17 protein-coding genes are annotated in these 21,104 nt (G+C 43.4%); 13 read left to right on the top strand and 4 right to left on the bottom strand.

All coding sequences use genetic code 11. The features are described from left to right. Window positions 1-186: 186 nt before the first annotated feature. The 8 genes from ACH784_RS00710 (at window position 187) to ACH784_RS00675 (ending at window position 9,671) form a co-directional block, all read left to right on the top strand. Complete coding sequence (locus ACH784_RS00710) at window positions 187-1,590, top strand: ATP-binding protein (RefSeq protein WP_404392661.1); 1,404 nt, start codon at window positions 187-189, stop codon at window positions 1,588-1,590. Then, on the top strand, window positions 1,583-2,938 hold the full coding sequence (locus tag ACH784_RS00705; protein ID WP_404392659.1) for a sigma-54-dependent transcriptional regulator: 1,356 nt from the start codon (window positions 1,583-1,585) through the stop codon (window positions 2,936-2,938). The genes ACH784_RS00710 and ACH784_RS00705 overlap by 8 nt, the downstream gene beginning before the upstream one ends. Window positions 2,939-3,002: 64 nt before the next feature. Beyond that, window positions 3,003-4,025, top strand: a complete 1,023-nt coding sequence (locus ACH784_RS00700) for a metal-dependent hydrolase (protein WP_404392657.1) — start codon at window positions 3,003-3,005, stop codon at window positions 4,023-4,025. Window positions 4,026-4,127: 102 nt separating this feature from the next. Beyond that, window positions 4,128-5,246, top strand: coding sequence for a UDP-galactopyranose mutase (glf, locus tag ACH784_RS00695; protein WP_404392655.1), 1,119 nt, complete (start codon window positions 4,128-4,130; stop codon window positions 5,244-5,246). A 4-nt stretch (window positions 5,247-5,250) separates the two neighbouring features. Continuing rightward, complete coding sequence (locus ACH784_RS00690; protein WP_404392653.1) at window positions 5,251-6,273, top strand: hypothetical protein; 1,023 nt, start codon at window positions 5,251-5,253, stop codon at window positions 6,271-6,273. A gap of 245 nt (window positions 6,274-6,518) precedes the next feature. Continuing rightward, window positions 6,519-7,088 (top strand): alkyl hydroperoxide reductase subunit C, encoded by a 570-nt coding sequence (gene ahpC, locus ACH784_RS00685; RefSeq protein WP_404392651.1) that lies wholly within the window; start codon window positions 6,519-6,521, stop codon window positions 7,086-7,088. Window positions 7,089-7,219: 131 nt separating this feature from the next. Further along, on the top strand, window positions 7,220-8,797 hold the full coding sequence (gene ahpF / locus ACH784_RS00680) for an alkyl hydroperoxide reductase subunit F (protein WP_404392649.1): 1,578 nt from the start codon (window positions 7,220-7,222) through the stop codon (window positions 8,795-8,797). 220 nt (window positions 8,798-9,017) lie between these two features. Next, window positions 9,018-9,671, top strand: a complete 654-nt coding sequence (locus ACH784_RS00675; RefSeq protein ID WP_404392647.1) for an XRE family transcriptional regulator — start codon at window positions 9,018-9,020, stop codon at window positions 9,669-9,671. A gap of 57 nt (window positions 9,672-9,728) precedes the next feature. On the opposite strand, the gene ACH784_RS00670 is transcribed toward ACH784_RS00675, so the two are convergent. From ACH784_RS00670 to ACH784_RS00660, 3 genes are read right to left on the bottom strand one after another with little or no spacing between them, the layout of a single operon-like run. Next, complete coding sequence (locus ACH784_RS00670) at window positions 9,729-11,039, bottom strand: sigma-54-dependent transcriptional regulator (RefSeq protein WP_404392645.1); 1,311 nt, start codon at window positions 11,037-11,039, stop codon at window positions 9,729-9,731. A 3-nt stretch (window positions 11,040-11,042) separates the two neighbouring features. After that, window positions 11,043-11,552, bottom strand: coding sequence for a hypothetical protein (locus ACH784_RS00665; RefSeq protein WP_404392643.1), 510 nt, complete (start codon window positions 11,550-11,552; stop codon window positions 11,043-11,045). 1 nt (window position 11,553) lies between these two features. After that, on the bottom strand, window positions 11,554-12,984 hold the full coding sequence (locus ACH784_RS00660; protein ID WP_404392641.1) for a sensor histidine kinase: 1,431 nt from the start codon (window positions 12,982-12,984) through the stop codon (window positions 11,554-11,556). A 266-nt stretch (window positions 12,985-13,250) separates the two neighbouring features. Here ACH784_RS00660 and ACH784_RS00655 point away from each other — a divergent pair, with 266 nt between their 5' ends. From ACH784_RS00655 to ACH784_RS00640, 4 genes are all read left to right on the top strand, one after another. Further along, complete coding sequence (locus ACH784_RS00655) at window positions 13,251-13,481, top strand: hypothetical protein (RefSeq protein WP_404392639.1); 231 nt, start codon at window positions 13,251-13,253, stop codon at window positions 13,479-13,481. A 54-nt stretch (window positions 13,482-13,535) separates the two neighbouring features. Further along, complete coding sequence (locus ACH784_RS00650; protein ID WP_404392637.1) at window positions 13,536-13,757, top strand: crotonobetainyl-CoA--carnitine CoA-transferase; 222 nt, start codon at window positions 13,536-13,538, stop codon at window positions 13,755-13,757. 20 nt (window positions 13,758-13,777) lie between these two features. Then, the gene (locus tag ACH784_RS00645) at window positions 13,778-14,002 is read left to right on the top strand and encodes an EF-hand domain-containing protein (RefSeq protein WP_404392635.1); all 225 of its coding nucleotides are present in this window, start codon (window positions 13,778-13,780) and stop codon (window positions 14,000-14,002) included. Window positions 14,003-14,284: 282 nt separating this feature from the next. After that, window positions 14,285-15,604, top strand: a complete 1,320-nt coding sequence (locus ACH784_RS00640) for a trypsin-like serine protease (RefSeq protein WP_404392633.1) — start codon at window positions 14,285-14,287, stop codon at window positions 15,602-15,604. Window positions 15,605-15,638: 34 nt separating this feature from the next. On the opposite strand, the gene ACH784_RS00635 is transcribed toward ACH784_RS00640, so the two are convergent. Next, on the bottom strand, window positions 15,639-17,738 hold the full coding sequence (locus tag ACH784_RS00635; RefSeq protein ID WP_404392631.1) for a winged helix-turn-helix domain-containing protein: 2,100 nt from the start codon (window positions 17,736-17,738) through the stop codon (window positions 15,639-15,641). 333 nt (window positions 17,739-18,071) lie between these two features. Between ACH784_RS00635 and ACH784_RS00630 the strand changes: the two genes are divergently transcribed. Next, complete coding sequence (locus ACH784_RS00630) at window positions 18,072-21,098, top strand: TonB-dependent receptor domain-containing protein (RefSeq protein ID WP_404392629.1); 3,027 nt, start codon at window positions 18,072-18,074, stop codon at window positions 21,096-21,098. The last annotated feature ends 6 nt before the right edge of the window (window positions 21,099-21,104 follow it).

Below are 21,104 nucleotides of genomic sequence, written 5' to 3'. Positions count from 1 at the left end.
TCCCGATATCAGGATATGAAAGGCTGATATCGGGAATGCTTAGTTGGTGAAATCTAACAGCTACAAAAAGCACTGATTAATCTACTTATTTTCATAGACTTATAAACCACTTGCGATTTAGCAATTTGGAATGCATCTTGTAATAAATGATTTAGAAGCGGTTTAAAGATCTATTTGGGAGAAGGTGTGACGATTAAGCGCTATTTTATTTTAGGCATTTTGGCGATATTTCTTTTACTCGCCGTGAGCCAAACCTTACTGGTCTTGCATTTCAAATCACAAGTCAGTGCAGATATCACTGAACAATCAAAGGTGATCACTAAGCAGCTAATTGGTAAAGCCCGAGAAGATATCAATCAAATCATTCACAAATTAGATGGCGATGCCCCAAAAGTGGTTGTGCTATCTGATAAGGTGACCATTTCTAACTCAGAGCAATTGCCACCTCCACCACCTAAATCTCCTTCTCCAACAAAAGCACCCGAGCCGAGTAAACCTCCCGCACCGCCTCAACCGGTAAAGCCTGTAATCACGATTAAAGCTGAAGCACTGCAAAATGAGGTTAATTCCGTGTTTTTTCATTTTCAAGATGACAGCCATATTAAGCGCGTGATCAGCACTGAACATTACGGCAACACTCAAAGCCAGAGTTTTGAACGCTTTACATCACTCATTTTATGGAGCATCGCCTTATCAACACTGATTGCCATTGGGCTTATGCTGTATTTTGTACACCGTCTCACTCAGCCAATCACTGCACTCAAGCAAGGCTTCAATGATTTATCAGACGGTAAGCTCGGCACTCAACTGCCAGCGCAAGGTGTCGGAGAAATTGCAACTTGCATTGACAGCTTTAATGCCACCAGCAGCAAGCTCGAGCAACTCAATCAGGTAGAAAAACAATTACAACAACAAAAGCAATTGGCGGAACTCGGCGAGCTCAGTCGCGCGATTGCCCATTCCCTCAGAAACCCTTTACATACCCTAGGTCTTACGCTTGAACAGTTTTGGCAAAGCCAAGATAACCAATTAAAAGACAACTTAAAAACCATAGCCGATAATAAAATTGCTCACTTAAATAAGAGTATCAGCGCTTTGTTGCAGCTCAGTAATCAGCAATCTTCAAGAGCGCAAACAGTCCCAATTGCTGCGGTACTTCAAGATATTCAGCTCGAAGTAGGCCAGCTTGATTTTGACCTTGAAATTCAGGTGCAACATGATTTGTCTATACAAGGTGCTGAATCTGAGATCCGCGCTATGTTACATACGCTGCTGGTCAACGCCATTGAAGCGCAACAAGCCAATCAAAGTACCCAAGCGATTGAGGTGAAAGCCTATTCAGAACAGAACACGTTATTTGTAGAAGTTGAAGATCATGGCGGTGGTTTTGAAGCACATATTCTTACTCAGCTATTTGACCCTCATGTGAGCAGCAAAGCCGATGGCGCGGGCATGGGGTTATATTTAGCCAAACGCTTAGCAGAACTTTACTATCTGGGTGATATTCAAGTACAAAACACACAAAATGGCGCACGTGTTACCTTGCAACTAGCGCAGTCATCGGTTGAAGAAGGAGCAGTTCATGACTAAGCCACAACCTATCTTGTTGGTTGAAGACGACCAGGCTCAAAATACTCTGATCAGCGCGATGTTAAGTGCCGCGAACTATCAAGTTTATAGCGCTTTTAGCGTTGAAGATGCCATCGTCACCCTTAAAAATCACGCAGACATCGAACTCATTTTTACCGATTGGAAGCTAGGAAATCTATCAGGCATGGACTTAATCAAATATGTCCGCGCACAACAAAAGCACATAGGCATTGTCGTCGCCACCGCCTATGGCTCAATTGAACATGCCGTTGAAGCCATCGAGCTCGGTGCCGATGACTACTTGAGAAAACCATTTCAGCGCCAAGAGTTATTGCTAGCACTCGCTAAAGCCAATAAGGCCAATCAGTTACGCCTTGCCAATCAACAGCTCAGCTCGCAAATAAGCGAGCAAAACCAGTTGGTCGATATCATTGGTCATGCTCCCTGTATGCAGAAAGTTTTTCAACGAATAGAACGCGTCAGTGCCACCAGCGCCACGGTGTTAATCAGTGGAGAAAGCGGCACGGGTAAGGAGCTTGCAGCACGTGCGCTGCATCAACTATCAAACCGTAGTAAACAAGCATTTATCGCCATTAACTGCGGCGCTATTCCTGAGAACTTAGCCGAGTCAGAACTCTTTGGTGCACTCAAAGGCGCCTACACAGGTGCGAACCAAGACAAACTCGGTAAATTTGCCGCAGCCAACAAGGGCACGATATTTTTAGATGAAGTGGCAGAGCTGAGCCTCAATGTACAAACCAAGCTACTGCGCTTATTACAAGAGGGTGTAGTCACACCAGTAGGTGATACCAAAGAGCATATTATTGATGTCCGAGTGCTTGCTGCTAGCCATAAAAACCTGCAACAAATGGTACAAGATGGCTTATTTAGAGAAGACTTATACTACCGGTTAAATGTGGTGCCGTTACATATGCCGCCACTGCGTGAGCGACAAGAAGATATTCCGCGATTAATCGAACATTTCTTAAAACGCTTTAGTCAACAGTATGGTATTGAAGCCCCCCAGTTAAGTAGTGCACTACTAAAACATCTCCTCAATTTTAATTGGCCCGGAAATGTGCGTCAGCTCTCCAATACCCTTGAGCAATTTGTACTCCTGCAAGATGAAAATGAGCTTAAAGAAAACTTGAGCAACACGGCTAACACGTCACAAACCAACGCACTGTTTACCTTGCCAAGTGAAGGGTTAAATTGGGATGAATTTGAGAAAGATTGCTTGCAGCAAGCACTCAACCGAGAAGGCGGCAATAAAACCCAAGCAGCTAAGTTATTAGGCATTAGCTACAAGCAGTTTTTATATCGTCTAGAAAAGCATAATTTAAATTAAAACAGATCGTATTACGCACCACAGCACTATTAAATGCTTAAGAAAGTTCATTGGGAGTAACAATTTGGATTCAGTCACGCAAATTTTACTCGGTAGCGCAGTAGGCTACGCCACTTTAGGCAATAAACTTGGTCGTAAGTCATTGCTTGTAGGCGCGGCATTTGGCACCCTGCCCGACTTAGATGTGCTGATCAACTTCGGTGGTGATGTCGAAAACTTTGTTTATCACCGCAGCTTTAGCCACTCACTGATTGTGCAATTACTGCTTAGCCCTGTATTTGCGTGGTTCATTGCAAAAATGCACTGGGCCAAATCCGTGTCGCTGACACGCTGGTCTCTAGCCCTATTTCTAATCATGAGTACCCATGCTCTGCTCGATACTTTTACGGTATATGGCACGCAATTACTCTGGCCTCTGAGTCATTATCCATTTGGCATTTCCAGTGTGTTTATTATCGACCCCTTATATAGCCTACCTTTGCTACTTGCGTTTGCAGCCCTGTGTTTGGCCCGTACAAAACCCTTTGCAAGCAAAATTAACACTACCGCACTGGTAGTGAGCTCGCTCTATCTGACTTGGAGCCTAGGTGCCAAATGGTTTATCGACAGCAAAATACGGCAGGCTTTAGACAAGCAAGCCATTACTTTTAAGCAAATCGAAAGTACTCCTTCACCATTTAATACTCTGCTTTGGCGCGCCGTGGCAACCACTGAGCAAGGCCATTATGAGATTTATGCATCGGTATTTGATTCGGTTGATGAGGTGGATATTCGATTTTACAAAACCGAAAATCATGTCCTTGATACCTTGAGTGAAGATCAACGTATTGCCTTGCTGCAAAGTTTTACCAAAGGTCTATACGGGGTTTACCAACAAGATCAGACTTATGTTTTTAGTGATTTAAGAATGGGCTTAGAAGGTTTTTATGTGTTTTCTTTTGAGATAGCCAAATTGTCTGAAAGTAGTATAAAGCCAGGCGATTTCAAACAGCTACAAAACCGCCCGCCACTGGCTAGAGCAGGTTTAGTATTCGATAGAATCACAGATCCAAACGTAGATTTGTCTAAAAGTTCTTTAACAAACTAAAACGGGTACATTCTGATTTTATTGTCATTCTTTTTGAACTTGTTTGTTGTTATAGTTTCGAAGTCACTACAAGCCCATAACTATATTTAAAGGCCAACTAGAATGAACAACGCTCAATATGACTACCTTATTGTCGGTGCGGGACTCTTCGGCGCAGTATTCGCGCGAGAAGCAACTGACAAAGGGAAGAAAGTTTTAGTAATTGATAAACGTAACCACACAGGTGGTAATATTTATTGTGAGAATGTTGAAGGGATTAACGTCCATAAATATGGCGCCCATATTTTCCACACAAGCAACCAAGAAGTTTGGGATTATGTAAACCGCTATGTGACTTTCAACCACTATGTAAACTCGCCAGTTGCTCGCTTCGAAGACAAACTTTATAACCTGCCTTTTAACATGAACACGTTTTATCAACTATGGGGCGTGACGACACCACAACAAGCAAAAGACAGAATTGCGCAAGAGCGTGCTCCTTATGCTGATTTAGACCCTAAGAACTTAGAAGAACAGGCACTGTTTTTAGGTGGTCGTGACCTGTATGAAAAACTCATCAAAGGCTATACCGAAAAGCAATGGGGACGACCTGCCACTGAGATACCATCATTCATCATTAAGCGTTTACCGTTCCGCTTTACCTTTGACAATAACTACTTCAACGACCTGTACCAAGGTATTCCAATCGGCGGCTATAATGCGCTTACCAATGCATTGCTTGAAGGCGTAGAAGTGAAAACAGGTGTTAACTATTTTGATAATAAAGATGCCTACAACCAGTTAGCCGACAAGGTACTATACACAGGTAAGATTGACGAATTCTTTGATTGTCAGTTTGGTGCGCTTGAGTATCGTAGCCTGCATTTCGAAACAGAAGTGCTAGATGAAGAAAACTATCAAGGTAATGCGGTCGTGAACTACACTGAGCGCGATGTGCCTTATACACGTATTCTTGAACATAAGCATTTCGAGTTTGGCAGCCAAGAAAAAACCGTGGTTACTAAAGAATACCCGCATGAATTTAGTAAAGACAACGAACCTTACTATCCAATCAATGACGAAACCAACAATGCCTTGTTAGCCCGTTATCAAGAACTTGCATTAACTGCGCCATATGCTGACAAGTTTATCTTTGGCGGTCGTTTAGCAAACTACAAGTATTACGATATGGATGACACCATTGAAGCGGCGCTTGCATTAACGAGCAAGGAGCTTAGTTAGTCCTATGAGTAATAAAGTATATATCGCGCGTAATTACCGCTCTAAGTTTGACGCTGCAGGCAAAGCCAAAATGGACTGTGAAACCATTTTAGAAAACAATGGTTGGAAAAACATTGGCTTTAAACAGACTTGGATCTCAAATTCTATTCTGGGCACTTTGATCAGTGCACTTGGTGTTACTTGGGCTATTTTACGTATGAAATCGGGCAGCACAGTATGCCTACAATACCCGTTTAACAAGTTTTACGGATATTGCTTGTGGGGCGCGAAACTAAAAAATAGCAAAGTACTCACGCTTGTGCATGACTTAAAAAGCCTAAAAGGTAAATATGGTCATTCAGATAAAGAAGTTGAGCTTCTTAAAAAGTCTGATCAGCTTATCGTTCATAACGATAAAATGGGCGCTTGGTTTAAAGAGCATAATTTCAGTGCTGACATCACAAATATCGAAGCGTTCGATTACCTTCATACCGACAACCCAAATGCCAAACGCACGCCTACAAACTATGAGCAATTACGTATTGTTTTCGCAGGCAACATGGGGCCTTTCATTTTTGAGCTTGATGACCTCGAGCGTGGTAACTTCAAGTTTGATTTATACGGCGTCGGCTTTGACGAGAAAAAAATTAAAAACGCCAACGACACTATTTTAGACTACAAGGGCTGCTTCCCTTCTAATGAAGTTATCGACCATATTGATGGAGATTTTGGCTTAGTTTGGTACGGCAACACCTTAGATTCGTGTGATGGCGTAACAGGCCAATACTTGAAGTATAACAACCCACACAAACTGTCACTTTACCTATTGTGTGATATGCCAATCATCATTTGGGATAAAGCCGCGATGGCAGATCTGGTTGAGCAAGAAGGCATTGGCTTTAGAGTAAAGTCTTTGCGCGACATCAAACAGCGCCTAGCTGAACTGACGCCAGAGCAAATCGATGAGATGAAGCAAAATGTGCAACGGGTTAAAGCCGATGTGCAGTCTGGCCAATTCTTAACAAGCGCATTGCAGCGACTTTCTTAAGCAATCGCACTATCCAACTATTATCTTAAAACAAGCGCAGCCTTATTTAAAAGCTGCGCTTTTTTATAACCCCTTTCCTTCGCATAAAGCATTCCAAACCATGTTCACAAAAATCGATTGAACTAATCAAAACAATTCATTTTATTTAACAAGCCGAACCCACTATCTTAGTTACCAAGCAAAGGGGCACAGCAACAGGATGCCCTAAACGTAGTAATTACAAACTAACTAAGAGAGTAAACATTATGACTACTTCATTGATCAACACACAAATCAAACCATTCAATGCAACGGCTTACCACAATGGCGACTTCGTTGAAGTAAGCGAAAAAGACCTACTAGGCAAATGGTCAATCGTATTCTTCTACCCAGCTGACTTCACATTTGTATGTCCGACTGAGCTAGGTGACCTTGCTGACCATTACGCACAACTTCAAGACATGGGCGTTGAAGTTTACTCAGTATCAACTGACACACATTTCACGCACAAAGCATGGCACGATGCGTCAGACACAATTAAGAAAATCCAATTCCCAATGATTGGTGACCCAACAGGTCGTATTACACGCAACTTCGGTGTAATGATTGAAGAAGAAGGTTTAGCACTTCGCGGCACTTTCGTTATCAACCCAGAAGGCGAAATCAAAGTGGTTGAAACGCACGACCTTGGTATCGGCCGCGCAGCGGGCGAGCTAGTGCGTAAAGTACAAGCAGCTCAGTACATTGCAAGCCACGACGGTGAAGTATGCCCTGCTTCTTGGCAGCCAGGCGAAGAGACATTAGCGCCGTCACTAGACCTAGTTGGCAAAATCTAAAAATCCTTCTTCTTTCGCACTGCACCAGCCTTGGCTGAATGCAGCGCGAAATCTCTAGGATATTAATTTAGTTAGTTAAAGGCTGTTACAGCAACAGCCTTTAATAAGCAAAAATAAATAGGACAATCACCATGCTAGACCAAAACATAAAAACGCAATTACAAAGCCACTTTGCTGCCATTACCGATCCTATCGAGCTAGTGCTTGCCCTAGATGACAGCAACAAATCAAACGAATTAAAAAGCTTAGCAAACGATTTAAGTTCATTAAGTACGCACATCACAGTGTCAGAACAAAGTGATGCGACCCGTGCTCCGAACATGTCTGTGCGCTCACCAAAGCGTGGTACACAAATCGATTTTGCAGGCATTCCTATGGGTCATGAGTTTACCTCATTGGTATTGGCACTGTTACAAACAGGTGGACACCCAAGTAAAGCCTCTGAAGAAGAGCTGAGCATCATTGATGGCATTACTGAACCATTAAACTTTGAAATCTATATTTCTCTGAGCTGCCAAACTTGTCCGCAAGTGGTACAAGCGCTAAATACTATGGCGGCCAGAAACAGCAATATTAAAGCAACCATGATCGACGGTGCACTGTTCCAAGACGAAGTGAACGCACGCAACATCATGGCTGTACCGAGTGTATTTTTAAACGGTGAGCAATTCTCACAAGGCGCCCTATCGCTGAGCGATATTCTCAATAAACTAGACACTGGCGCGGCGGCCAAACAAGCTGAGAAGCTCAATGAAAAAGACCCATTTGACGTACTGGTTGTCGGTGGTGGCCCTGCGGGTGCATCGGCAGCCATTTATGCGGCACGAAAAGGCTTAAATGCAGGTGTCGTCGCCGAGCGTTTTGGTGGCCAAGTTGCCGATACCCTCGCCATTGAAAACTTTATTTCAGTCAAAGCCACTGAAGGGCCGAAGCTGGTTGCCCAACTTGAAGAACACGTTAAAGAATACGATGTCGATATTATGAAAGGCCAACGCGCTGCGGGTATTACTCGCGGAGACTACATCGAAGTGCCACTTGAATCAGGTGCGACGTTAAAAGCCAAGTCAGTGATCATGGCAACGGGTGCACGCTGGAGAAACATGAATGTACCAGGCGAGCAAGAATACAAAGGCAAAGGCGTTGCTTACTGCCCACACTGTGACGGCCCATTATTTAAAGGCAAGCCTGTTGCGGTGATCGGCGGCGGTAACTCAGGTATTGAAGCGGCGATTGACCTTGCAAATATTACCTCGCACGTCACCGTATTAGAATTTGCTGACACATTACGTGCCGATGAGGTGCTTATTCGTAAAGCCAACAGCTTGCCGAATATCACCATCATCAAGAATGCACAAACCACCGAAGTGCTTGGTGATGGTCAACGTGTAACAGGATTAAGCTACATCGACCGCGTATCGGGTGAGCAGCACCAAGTCGACTTAGCCGGTATTTTTGTACAAATCGGCTTAATTCCGAACAGTGAATTTTTAAAAGAAACCGACGTACAACTAAGCCGCTTTGGTGAAATTGAAGTCGACAAATACGGCGCTACAAGCATGAGTGGTGTGTATGCTGCGGGTGATGTAACTAGTTCAGCATTCAAACAAATTATTATCGCCATGGGCTCAGGGGCAACCGCTAGCTTAGGGGCTTTTGATTACCTCATTCGCCACAGCGATGAAACACAGGATGAAGCAAGCGCAGCCTAAGTGACAGACGTAGCTTCCCCAAGCAACCAATTTACTCCTAATACTTGCTATTACACCCAGCAAGTCCAAAGTAGCCCTTGAGTTAGGTCAAGGGCTACTTTTCTATGTAATTAACCCAAACCTGTCTACTTATCCCGCAGTTGCACTGTACTTGGCTATACAAGTGTAAAACCACAGATTATGCTGTGCGGCCAAATTAAAGATGTTGAGGTGATGTATTATGAGCACGGCTTTTTCTCGTCGTTTTATGGAGCTGGTTGAGCAGTTTGCTGGCGGAAACAAACGCCAATTTGCCATTTTAACGGGCAAGTCACCTTCGCATATTTATCGTATTTGTCGTGGTTTAAGTCGCCCTTCAATGACCTATCTTGAACATCTTTATAGCCTATTTAGTATCGACTTAAACTGGCTATTAACTGGCGAGCAGCCCATCGATAAACCGTTTTCATCAAGCCAAGATGAACTATTAATGGTGCCGCAACTCGACGTTGAGGCCAGTGCCGGTTTTGGTAGCATGGGTGGCAGCGAAGATGTCACTGAGCAATTTGCCTTAAATAAACGCTGGTTAAGCTCACAACTTGGTGTGCACAGTGACCGTTTGGCCTTCGTATCTATTCGCGGTGATAGTATGCTGCCAACCCTTGAGCATGGCGACATGGTGCTGGTTGATTTAAGCCAGCAACAAGTCAGTCGTGAAGGCGTCTATGTCATTCAAACCCAAGACGGTTTAATGGCAAAGCGCTTAAAGCAAAAATCTGATCATATTGCTGTGGTGTCAGATAACGACGCCTACCCAAGCTGGCAAATAGATAGTCAGAACGCCGAGCAACACGGCGTGGCGGGTCGTATTGTCTGGTGCGGCCGTAGCCTTTAACTGCTAAAAAGCCGCATTGCTCAGCAGCAATGCGGCTTTTCCTGATAGGCGACTTACTCAAACCGCACTTGGCTCTATGTTGTGCTTTTTAAGTAATTTATAAAAATCAGAACGATTGCGCTTGGCAATTTTTGCGGCCTCAGCCACATTGCCTCGAGTGATCGCGAGCGCTTTTTGCAAATACTCGTACTCAAACTGCACTTTTGCTTCGTTTAAACCAATAAATGGGGCGTCTATTTCTTCGGGTAACGCCTCATTGATCGTTTGCAGCGAAATAAGCTTACCCGGCGTAAGTGCCACCGCATACTCAACCACATTATGTAATTGTCGAATATTACCCGGCCAAGGGTATTGCACTAACCTGGCTATCGCATCGCGGCTAAATGACTTGTCGGCAAATTTTGCCAAAAAGTGATTCGCTAACAGAGGGATATCTTCTGGCCGCTCTTTTAAACTTGGCAAGGTAATAGAAATAACATTAAGGCGATAATATAAATCTTCACGAAATGTGCCTGCTTCTACCGCTTTTTTTAAATCTTTGTGGCTGGCACTTAAAATTCGCACATTAATGGGAATTTCGAACTCTGCACCAACCGGTCTGATCTTGCGCTCTTGTAATACACGTAAAAGCTTCACTTGAAGATCCAACGGCATATCGGCAATTTCATCTAGAAATAAGGTGCCATTATCGGCCAATTGTGCCAAACCTACTTTATCTTTGGTGGCGCCAGTGAAAGCCCCTTTTTGATGACCGAACAGTTCTGACTCCAATAAATTTGCAGGCATCGCGCCACAGTTAATGGCGATAAACGGGCCCTCACTCACTGCACTGGCTTTATGAATTGCCTGAGCGGTAACTTCTTTACCCGTGCCACTTTCACCTTGAATTAATATATTGGCCTGACTGCAAGAAATCGCTTCTAACTTATAAGCCAGCGTGTGCATTAAATCACTTTCATAGAATAACCCATGAAACTCACCGACTTTTTTCTCAGCGCTTGAACGCCGCTCTAACACCCCGTCTAGTAAGCGCTCTAACGCTGCAATGTCGATTGGCTTAGTTAAAAAACCCGATACGCCCGATTCGGTCGCTTTAATGGCTTCTTCAATTGAGCCATGGGCGGTCATGATGATCACAGGTAAGGCACTAAAGCGCTTATTGATTTCATTAAATAGTGCCAGCCCATCCATGTGCTCCATACGTAGATCGGTGAGCACCACATCAATGGCGTGCTTTTGCAAAATAGACAGAGCAAGGGTGGCACGATGCGCTAAATGCACTTGATACCCTAAGCTTTCTAAGCGCAATGACAGCAACTCTGCAAAGTGCACATCATCGTCAACAATCAATAAATTTGTATTCGCCATCATCTACTCCTCATCGTTTAAGGGTTGTAGGCTTTGCTCTAAGCGCTTGCGTTGCAACTGCGCGAGCTGTGCTTTTAAGGTATCTAATTGAGTCGTTACTTCGTTCAATTCTGCGGTTAAGCGTTTTACAGCTTTTTGCTGAACATGCAATGCGCCAGCAAGCTTTTGAGTGTGTTGGTTCTCTCTTTTCAGTAACGCAAAAAAATGTTGATACGATTCTGGCCAAGGCGCTTGTTTTTGCACCCGCTTTAGCGCAGCCAAACGGCTCTTGCTACTTTTTGCTTGGCAATAGCGGTTAAAAAAGTCATGTAAATACGATTCATGCAAATAACTGTCGTTGTGCTGAAAGGACTGCTTTTCACAAGCTGCTAAATACCAAGACATCAATACCAATACGGGCGCATAACTAGGCAGTTGCACCACTGGCACTTTAGGCTCAATGGGACTTGGATCACTACTCAGTACGCAACCGGTCAGTAACCAAGGACAAATAAACCAAACTAATCGTTTCATATTAAGCCGCTCCTAGGCCAAATTTAATGGTGACATGACCACCTTGTTGAGCGCGAATGATCAGCGCACCTGACATCGCTTTACAGCATTCATGTGCAATTGATAAACCTAAACCACTGTGCATATGTGCCTCGTTGTTGTGTTGATGGTCAGAGCCTTTATAAAATGGTTCAAGTGCTCGACTGGCGGCCTCTTCATTAAAACCTTGCCCGTCATCGGTTACCACAAACTGATAACCGTCCGCAGCTTTGCTAAAACACACTTCAACATGATGTTTAGCAAATCGCAGCGCATTGCTGATCACTTGTGTCAGTGCCAGTTTGCAAGGTAAAAACGGCACACTTAACTGCTCTAAATCGTCTAATTGCCAGCTCAGTTGCTTATGTTGTGCCATAGGTAAATCAGCAAAATACTGTTGCAACTCAGTTTTTAATTCGCCGCAGGATTTGTTTTGTTCTAGTTGGGTGAGCTTAGCGGTACCGCTAAATAATAATAAGTCTTCAATCAGTGCTTTAAGCTGCATAGCGCTTTTATCCATGATGGATAACACTCTAGTTTGCTGCGCATTTAATGCCCCGAGCACTTGCTCGTTGAGTAATGATGTACCTTCAACCATGGACGCAAGGGGGGTTTTAAGCTCATGACTGACGTGGCGCAAAAAGGTATCTTGCTCTTCATGTTGGCTTTTTAAGCTCAACCTTAACCAGTTTAGGCGCGCGCCTAATTTAGCCAACTCAGCACTGCCCGATAATGCAATAGGTTTATCCCATTCACCGACCCCTAGCTGATCTGTGGCTTTTTCTATGGCCGATAACTTGCTGCGAATTTTCACTAATAAACGAATACTTACCGCTGCCAACAAGGGCACCAGTACACTCAAGCCAATAAAAAACAACCATTGTTGCTGAGCAATATGCGCATCGAGTTGCTGTTGCGTTTGCGCTAAATCAGCCTTTAGCGTGTCGGTCAGTTGATAGTAATCTCGCCAAATCCGGGCGAAAGTATCGTCTGATTTAGTGTGCAATTGCATGGTTTGTTGAAGCTGTTGCAAATCGGCAACAAAGCCCTCTGAGCGAGCATATTTTTTTAATGCCACCGCCATATTTTCAACTTCAAACCACTTATTTTCGAGAGTTTGAGTTAATTGGCTGTCTTGTAATATTTGGTTATTTTGCTCGGCGTCTTGTAGCGCTTTAAGGGCTTGCGAAACAGCTTTAAAATCTCGTTCAACCTGTTGAGATAGCTTATAAAAGTCGCGCATTTGTGAAGAAGACTGCTGCAGAGAAGACGAGAACCACAAGGTCAATGCAATCAGCGGTAAAGTCGATAAGACAACAGCGAAAACAGCTTGGTGCACAAAAGAACTAGAAATTTTTAATTTTTTAAAAATTACGCGCCACGCTCTGAACCTAGTTTTTAACCCTGAAGCCATTGTGCTCGTCCTTCGAAAGTTCACTTGTCGCTAAAAAGCAACAAGCTAAATACATGATTTTAAATGACAAATAAAAAGCTAACTCGTTTAACTGTTGCTATTTAGCAACACCGCAACTGAATCATTTCTGAATAAAACCTCACCAAAAAACCTAACTGCATGATAGTTAATAACTTTTTATTTTTGGCACCGTTTTTGAGTTATCTACTTCGACATTGACGAACACCACACTCAATAACGAGGTGGTCCAAAAGAAGGAAATGAAGATGAAAAAACATATTAATTCAGCACTACTTGTAACGAGCATCGCATTAGTAGGTAGCAGCTTCAGTGCATTAGCGACAACCACTTTTGAGCAGTTCGACAAAGATGGTAACGGCAGCATCAGCAAAACTGAAGCAAGTGCAGATCCGCGCCTTAACGACCAATTCAAGAAATTAGATAGCGATGGTAACGGCGAGCTGAGTAAAGCAGAGTTCGGTAAATTTGAAGGCTAATTCACTTTAGCTTTATCACCCTTTTCTTACATTTTAAAAAATTAGGAGCTCATTATGACGCTTTCAAAAACATTACTTATGACAACTTCACTTTTCATCAGTGCCTTTGCACTTGCGAGCGACGTGCAATTCTCAAGCGTCGATGCCAACAATGATGGCGTTATTTCGCAAACTGAAGCGAAGGCGGTTCCAAAAGTGGCTGCACAGTTCTATCAACTTGATGAGAACAAAAACGGCGAGCTTTCTGAAGCTGAATTCAAAAACTTTAAGCAATAATCACATTAAGGATCAAGACTATGAAAACTATGATTAATTTATCTATTATCGCTGCTGCAACTTTAATCAGTGCACAAGCATTCGCCGCTTCTTTCAGTGACTTTGATACAGATAGTGATGGCTATATCAGTCAAAAAGAAGCGAAAGTATCAAACACCTTAACGCAGCTTTTTGATCGCCTAGACGCTGATGGCGACGGTAAAATCTCGCAAAAAGAGTTTAAAGCGCTCGACTCAGAAAAGTAATTGGGTTTAGTCATTCCAATACGCAAAATAGCTTAAAGGATTCTCCCTCTACATGGATGTAGAAACCCCCAACCATCTTTTTCGTTATCAAAATGTGAACCAAATTGAAATCAGACCTGTTGAGCGCTTTCACACCACTCTCCTCTATAGCCTATATAAACTAAGCCATGAGCTAGATTTTCACACTAAGCATGAAAATATTTCATTAACATTACATTTGCATTTAAAAATTCCGTACCCATAATCACAACCTCGTCTAAAAAATCAACAAGGATACCCGTTGTGAAAAAATTCAATACACTTACAAGCAGTTTAGCCATTGCGCTTTCTTGCGCCTTTACCGCCCATGCTCAAAGCGAAGTCCTCCCTTTCATTCCAGAGCAATTCGGTGGTGAGATCACCCCGCAAATTGTCGGTGGTGGTCCTGCGAATACTGCAAACTGGCAGTTCTATACACAAATCTTGAACTCAAATGGCACAACCGCTTTTTGTGGCGGTAGTTATATTGGTGACGGCTATGTACTGACTGCCGCGCACTGTGTCAGCAGTAAGTCTGCACGTTTTATTGATGTAAAAGTGGCTGGCTTCAGATTGGGTGGCACAGATGGCGACCGCATTGGCGTTGTTGAAAAATATGTGCACCCACAATATAACCGCAGCACATTGAACTATGACATCGCGCTATTAAAGCTTGAACGTTCGCCAACACAAGGCCAAGCAGTGCGTCTCGCTTCAGGCTCTTTAAGCCAATATGCGCGCAGTGGCGACTTATTATCGGTTGCTGGATTAGGCCGTTTATCAGAAGGTGGTAGTCGTCCTTCATTCATCCAAGAAGTCGACGTACCACTTGTATCTGATGCGGTCTGTAACCAATCAGGTGGAAACTATGCCAATGTTGGCAGCGTGGCGTTTTGTGCAGGCTACCCGCAAGGACAAAAAGATTCATGCAGCGGCGACAGTGGTGGTCCTATCGTTATCAACCATGGTGGCGAGATTGTACAGCTAGGTACTGTGAGTTGGGGGATTGGCTGTGCGCGACCTAATCAATATGGCGTTTACGCCGATGTAGCAGCTTTAAGTGGCTGGATAGATGAAATTAAATTTGGTGGTGGTAGCTCAAACTTAGTCTATCAACAAAACCAAACTCTCGCAGATTTCGGCTTATACGAAGTAGTGTCGCATCGCTTTACTATTCGCAACACTGGTAATCAAGCCGCAGCGCTAAATACAGTCTCGGTTTCAGGTAGCGGTGCAACAAGCGGCCTTGTGGTGACTGCAAATAACTGTAGCAATACAACACTTAACAGCAATGCTAGCTGTAGTGTTAATGTTGAGTTCACTGCGCAAGCTGCAGGCACAGCAAGTGTGACTTTTGAATTCACCGAAGCAGGCAGCACAACTCGCCACATCGGCACTGTCTCTGCCAAAGCATCGAGCACACCTGTGTGTGCGGGATCTTGGGATGAAAATACCGTATATCGCAGCCCTGATCGCGTGACTTACCAAGGTAAGATTTATGAAGCGCGTTGGTGGACTCTAGGTGAAAGACCTAGTAGTGCGCAAGTTTGGAAAGAAGTTGGTTCAGATCCAAGCTGTAAATAAGCATTATAAGGAGGGGCATTCGCCCCTCTTCAAGCTACTCACTATCTACAACTTGTCTTAAACGGTTAATATCTGATTGTGGCGTTAAGCTTTGCGTAAACAATAACGTTTGCTGCGCATCATCATAAACAAAAGGTGCGGCTTTACTAAAGCTTGCCTTTGGCAAACGAATAAACTTGTTTTCAGTTTTATTCTGTAAGTTATAAGCATGGATATAGTTATATTCTTTACCCAAATGTTTATAAAAAACCTGATCTTTTGTGGCATACCAGGCATAGCGCGTATTGAATTGTGCCCTTTCGATCAATAACTCAGTGTTTTCACCTTGTTGTCGCCATAACCCTTTATTATTTACGAATAACAATTCGTTTGCTGAAATATATTGCCCAAAACGTGCCGTTGTTTCTAATAATGGCGTTAACACCATAGACTCAATATGCAAACTAAACAGCTGCCACCCTGTGTCTGTTGACTGGCGAAGTACGATATCTTGGCCATTACCATGCCAAAAAGGTCTGCCAATTTTGCCAAACCTTAAATCAACACGACGAAGCTGCTTTGAAGCGTAGTCAAACACATATAATTTATCATGACCATCGGCCTCATCTGAGCTCACAACTAATAGCTTATCACCCTTGAGCGACCAACTTGGATAACGCAAATTACGATTTAAATGGGTAATTTGCTCTCGTTCGGTACCATTTAAATTCGCTAACCAGAGTTCATAGTGACCCGACTCATTTGATAAAAATGCCAGCTTTTTATGGGCTTGAGATAAGCTTGGGTATTGGTTTGAATAGTGTGATTCAATCAAAGGGGATGGCATAGAAGCCACCTCGCTATCTGTTGAGAAGCTCGCGATAAAATAGTTCTCACGACGCTTTTGATAGTACAAATTTCCCTGCATATCAAAGTGCGGATAGCTAAATCCTCTCGGGGCCAATTTGTTTTGCTGTTTGGTCTCAAGGTCAATGACATAGCCGCGTCGCTTATCCGCGATCTGCGCCCCATACACTAAATATTGACCATTAGGATGAAAACTCATTCCCACGATATCAGCATGACTTGAGTTGAGCACTTGATATTGCTGAGTGGTCAAATCATACAAACTCAGCCATTCTACAGAGGTACTTTTGCGCTGTGTGATAGCCAAATACCGGCCATCAGGTGAAAAAGCCACATCTCTATCTCGTAACTCACATTCTGCGTCACAACTTAAACGCTCTGGTACTGCATTGCCTGAGGTTAAATCGAGTAAATAAATGCCATCTTTTGAGGCCAAAGGTGCCTTGCCATTGAATGCCAGTGTTTTACCGTCAGGACTAATCGCAATATAGTTGTAACCCGAATCAAGGGGACAACTGGTCAGAACAACTTGTTGTAAATCAGCCAATGAGAGACGCACAATCTCACACTGTTGATGGCTCTTTTGGGCGAAATACAAAAACTGTTGATCGGGGCTCCAAACCGCTTTCCAAGGCCTTTTGTCAGAAAAGGTCAGTTGCGTAATCGCAACATTTGGATGCGTTAAATCTTTTAAGTACAGCTGAGTTTCTTTCCCTTGTTGCCAAATAAATGCCAGCTTTTTACCATCAGGCGAAGGGCTTGGGCGCAATTCACTGCCGGGCATTTTAGTAATTTCGTCAATTTGCCCATGTTGCTGGGTTGGCATGTTTGAATGTGTATTGAAGTGCATCCAAACAAGTGAAAGTAAAACACAAACGCTCACAATCACCCCAGCTAAAATAAGCGGTTTGAGTGGTTTTTTACTTTGTAATTCAGAAAAATCATGGTGATGGGCAGATTGCACAATAAGCTGCGGAGCTTGCGTTAACTTATAACCTTTTTTACGGATCGTTTCGACCACATCAATGGGATGACTTGGGTGAGCAAATAATTGTCTAAGTTGCCAGATAGTATTGGTCAGGGCCTTTTCACCCACCATTTCATTACCTTGCCAAACTTCATCAATTAACTCATTGCGGCTAACGACATCAGGGTATCGACTTACTAATACTTGCAGTAACTCCATGACTTTGGGTTGAGCTGCGACCTTTTCGCCATTCAGTACCACCAAGTGTTCATCAATAAACACTTGATATGGACCAAACTGAAACGACTTTTCATACTGCATTTTATCCGCTCTACTCAACCAGTTGATTAGTTACTGTTATTTAATTATTTATAAATATTCAATGATTTTGAATATCTTTATCTTACCTGATTTACGCGAAACAGGGAGTAGCAAGTACCATTTAATTGCAACAAATAATTTTATCTATCAAACCACAACCACTTGAAAATTAATAAAAAGATATAAAAAAGAGATAAATCGGATGTTCCCGAGGTTGAGTTAGGTGGGCAATTTATCAAGTCTCGAGTGGCCTTGTCGAAACAAGGCAAAAATAACAAAACTCGAAAAACTGACATCACTTTAACAAGTTAACTCATCAAAACGGGAACAACCATGAACAAAAAGCAACTTTGCGTTGCAGTGCAAGCCGCCCTGTTTGGTGCCGTATTCAGCGCCAGCGCACAACAAAATGAATTAGATGCCGTACAAGTAAAACAGAATCAAACCTCGATAGAAAAAGAACAAGAGCAAGTAGAAAAAATCGTCGTCACCGGTTCACGTATTAAACGTGATAGCTTTAGTGTCGCCACGCCGCTGGTTACGATGAATAAAGATGCAATATCTGACACGGGTTTAGGCTCTCTGTCTGAGATCTTAGTCGATAACATTCCATCAATCGAAGCCTCAATTAGCAACTCAAACAGTCAATCCAGTGTTGCTTCAACAGGTATTTCCTCTATTAGCTTACGAGGCTTAGGTTCAGATAGAACGTTGACCTTGATCGACGGTCGCCGTGTCGTTTCAAACAGCTACAGCGGCAATGTAGTCAGCTTAAGTACCATCCCTAGTGGCATGGTGGAGCGTATTGAAGTGATCAGTGGTGGTGCATCTGCAACCTATGGTGCGGATGCGGTAGCTGGTGTTGTAAACATTATCACGCAAAGTAATAAAGAAGGCGCAACCGTCAAGGCACGTACTGGTGAGTCATTTGACGGCGGCGGTAAAGAATTCACCCTAGATTTTGACTTTGGTAGTACCTTTGACGATGGTCGTGGCTACGCATTTGTCAGTGCGAACTGGGATCGTCAATTTGGTATGAGTTATTTCGATCGTGACCGCGCTCAAATCGAAGATGCTTATCGCTACAGCGAAAGCGACATGTGTAACCAGATGCAAACCGCTCAGGGTTACCAGTGTATGCGCGACATCACTCAAGCTGACTGGGTAAGTAAAAGCGATGGTATCCCAGGCGGTGTGTTTTTAGAAAACTCAAAAAATGATAAACAGTTCTGGTACGACGGTCAGACACTGCGTGATGACTGGAAAGATAATGAAGAAATATACGGTATAAACAGCAATCAATATGTGATGTTAAAAGTACCAAATGATAGCTTTTCTATTGCTGGTAAAATCGACTATGACCTAAACGACGACATTAAATTCTACGGTCAAGTTCAGCTTAGTATTGATGAATCATTTAATGATAAATCGCCAGAAGACGAATACGAAGGCGCCAGCCAAACCGTCTACAACCCAGAAACGGGTGAACGTTTAGGTTTAATTAAACCGGGTTACATTCCGATTGATAACCCATTTGTGCCCCAGGCTATTTTAGACAGCGAACCGTATAAAGATCGCATCTATTGGGACAGACGTTTTAATGAAGTGGGCAATATTGCCACCGATAATACTCGTACTACCATCCGCTCTTGGGCTGGATTGCAAGGTACTGCTTTTGATGGCGAGTGGGATTGGGATGTATCTGTTGGTTTTGGTAAATTCCACCAGCAACAGCTTCGTTATAACGAACTCGATGTGCGTAAGCTAAGCCATGCTTTAAATGCTGAAAAGCTCGCTGATGGCACTATCCAATGTAAAGATGAAGCTGCACGCGCTGCGGGCTGTGTGCCAATCAACCTATTTGGTGAAGGTTCTATCACTCCAGAGATGGCTGACTGGATCCGCGTAAACCCAGAGATTAATACTTATATCCACCAAACCAACATCGTCGGCTATATGACCGGTGAATTATTCGAACTACCAGCGGGTGCCGTATCTGCGGTATTTGGTGGAGAATACCGTAAAGATAAGCAAGATTTGCAAACCAGCATTGGTATGCGTGAAGGCGGTATCACTTTTAACGTAGTGCCGCAGTTTGAAGGCTCAATCGATGTCTATGAAAGCTTTGCTGAGTTTGATGTACCTTTACTAAGAGATGCGCCATTTGCAAAGTACCTTTCACTAGAGACTTCACTTCGTGTCGCTAAATACAGTATCGACGCAGTAGGCACAGTACCTAGTTATAAGTTAGGTGTATTGTGGCAACCTATTGAAGATCTGACTATTCGTACTAACTTTGCCCGTGCACAGCGCGCACCAACGATCACAGAGTTGATGTCTCCTGCTCGTGGTGACTACGATAGCTTTACTGATATATGTGACGGCCTAACCGCAACTTCAAGCAATGCGGGCCACGATAAATGTCGCCAAGATCCAATATTTGCAGCGCTACTTGCTGAAGATCCTAGTTTTGAGTTCGACCCAAGTTCAGGTAGCAAATACTCACCGAATGCAGGTAATGCTAACTTAAGAGAAGAAACAGCAGATACTTTCACCCTTGGTTTTACTATGGCGCCAAGTGCCATCGAAAATCTGCAAATCGCTGTTGATTACTATGATATTGCTATTGAAGGTGCGATTTCTGTCATCTCTAATGAACGTATTATGCAAGAGTGCTACGACTCAAGCGTCGAGTTTGGTAGCAGCAACCCATTCTGTAATGAAATTACTCGAGATGATGAAGGTAACATTACCGAAATTGTGCAACGTGAAGATAACCTAGATGAAGTAAGCAGCCGAGGTTTCGACGTCGCGATTGAGTATAAATACGATTTAGAGAGCTTAGGACGCTTATCTTTCAAAGCCGACTATAATCATATCCTTGAGAGCTCAACCACTTACCTTGGTTTAGATGGCCTTGAGACAGATGATTACGCAGGATATGGTAGCTCAAAAGACAAGCTATCGGCATCTCTTACTTGGCGTTTAGATGACTGGCGAGTGCGCTACGGTGTGAAATACTTAGGTTCATTCACTGACAGCCTCAGCCGCGAGCGAGAGTATACTGCTGCACTAGAGCGAAATGCTGAACGTTGCGCTACTACCGACGAAGACAATGGCTGTATAGCAAGCCCTGAAGCTCTGGCTTATCATAAATATGGCAGCTATGTGCGTCACGATGTGTCAGTATCTTACAACACAGACCTTTCAGCAGGCTTAGAGTTGCGCGTCTTTGGTGGTATCAACAATCTACTAGATGACAAAGGTGACTTTACGCCTAGTGGCCGTGGTAACTTCTATAGTGGCTATGGCACTGGTATGGGTCGTTTTGGCTACCTAGGTGCTGAAGTTAAGTTTTAAGCGCTG

The sequence above is a fragment of the Pseudoalteromonas phenolica genome (genome assembly GCF_044788725.1).
Taxonomy (GTDB): Bacteria; Pseudomonadota; Gammaproteobacteria; order Enterobacterales; family Alteromonadaceae; genus Pseudoalteromonas; species Pseudoalteromonas phenolica_C.
The sequence above is the reverse complement of the archived record's forward strand: the minus strand, read 5'-3'. Positions and strand labels throughout refer to the sequence as shown.